The following is a 2,036-nucleotide window of genomic DNA, read 5'->3' on the forward strand; positions in this document are numbered from 1 at the left end:
TTTTTAAGATGAGCATCACGCTCTGCCTGTTCTTTGTTGAGTGGCTTAGGCTTCTCACCCAGCATGACCTCATATTCACCCCAGCCATTTAATGCACAAAGTGCATTAACAACTGCCTGTAAAGTTGGTGTTACCAGGCGAATATCCGACTTAAGCTTATCTGCTCGTACATTCTCATGTACTTGACCTAGTGCATAACTCCCCTTGCCATCTGTACCACTGGTGAGTGTCTGCCCCAATACAACCTTTTGAATCTGGCGAATCAGTTGATTATTAAAAGACTCAAATGCAGATCCGGCAGTACCACTTGCGCCAGAAGTCCCCAAAACTGAAACATCATCCTCAGCATCGATTGATAAAACACTCTGAGCATGAGCAGCTAACAATGCTTTACTCATATCTTCAGTTTCGGTGTCTTTACATTTGCCGAGCAGGATTGGTGTGCCGAAACGCTCTAAGAATTTCGCCCAGAACTTGAAGCCATTTTGCTTAAAGAAGAATAACCAATACAGTGTGGCCAGCAATGCTTTACCATAAGGCTGCTCGTATGTGGCTTTACGGCGTGTTAAGAAGAACTTAAATACCTGATCAACCTCATGCTCTGCGTTATGACCATCCTGCCGATAAATTAAACGACCATCATTCTTAGGCTCAAACCATTGCATCGGCTTCTCACCGATCCATTGAATACCTATATAGCCTTCCGGCTTCAGTTCATATACAGCCTCTTGAACAGAGTAACCAAAGAACAATGCACTTATGGCACCAGTAGCAATTTCATGAAACCACTCCTTCAATACTAAATTCAGCATCTCAGCCTCTTTAGTATCGCCCGGTTCAACTCTTAACGGCGTTGCCAAAAGTGCATCAATACGAGTTTCAACCGCCTGTGCAATCTCATCATCATCAAGTAAAACACGCAATCTATGGCGTGCAATCCCTGCTTTGCGGAGCACTTCATCGGTATCTGGTTGCTTACCAAAATTCACCAGGAACTGAGTGACTGCTTCTTGAGTGTATAAGTTGCCATAAGACAAAGCCTTCTTTGACGCTTTGCCCTTTTTAGACTTTGCCATGAGTTTTCCTTATCAATAAGTTCGAGTACCCGCACCTGCAGGTTTCTTTCTTTTTCGCTCTCTAATGTCACTGAAACAAATCATCACGCCGTCAGCCCGGTTTGGTGACAGTGCACCGTCAGGCTGCTTATTCACTAAAATTTTGCCTGCACCATTTTTGCTATAGGTGGGTTGTGAAAGTTCGCGCTTAAGTTGTTCAAGCTCTTGCTTATCTATGTCTTGTGTTGAGAGTGAAATAAGACTGTCTGGGTCATATTGCATGCCCTGCAAAGCTCGATAAGTATTCTGGAATCGAAGACGCAGCGACCACCACATCTGGGCTTTAAGATTGGCAAAGAAGTCTACGTTTTTACGCGCTTCAACCATTTCCTGCTCAGGGTTATGTACCGTACCTGATCCCCGGAAAGGATTAGCCTCAATTTCTGGCATCCCCTTCACCTGATTCTGCTCATTAATGACACGAGCATCACCACGTACACCAGCTCCCAATCCATCAGCATCATAGAAGAATAAATTCAGCTTCATATCCAGACATGCATCGATAGCTTTTTGTGTGGTACCAAAAATGTCATCACCAATACCAGACCATGTATCCAGATATTGCAATACAATCCCATGACGGGCAGCAAAAGAGTTTTTATCCTTACCTTCATCAGCCACATCAAGCGCTCCGTTACGCTCACCAGAAGGCTGAATACCGAGCTCAATATGAGAATCAACAGCAGCTTCAACCCATGCGGAGGGGATCAGTACGCCTTCAACCGATGCGGCGTAATCAATATCTACTTCCTGAGCCAAAACGACGTCATCAAGTGTGGCCTTTTGCTTTTCATACCATGGATAAATCAATTTTCCATGTAGCTCAGCCTGCCAATTCTTATCAGGATTAGCTCTCCAAGGCATAGTAAAGACGGCGTAACGACCGCTAAAACGATCCTGGTGAAAGCGATCGCCGATACC

The 2,036-nt window shown here is 44.6% G+C and carries 1 protein-coding gene and 1 pseudogene; both read right to left on the reverse strand.

The window, feature by feature from the left end; translation table 11 throughout:
• Window positions 1-1,076: DUF935 family protein (locus ACE01R_RS17665; RefSeq protein WP_395552789.1), on the reverse strand; the 1,076-nt coding region annotated here is incomplete at its 3' end.
• A gap of 12 nt (window positions 1,077-1,088) precedes the next feature.
• A pseudogene (locus ACE01R_RS17670) lies at window positions 1,089-2,036 on the reverse strand (terminase); the annotation flags it as partial.

Source organism: Acinetobacter sp. BSP-28 (genome assembly GCF_044130285.1).
Classification (GTDB): Bacteria; Pseudomonadota; Gammaproteobacteria; order Pseudomonadales; family Moraxellaceae; genus Acinetobacter.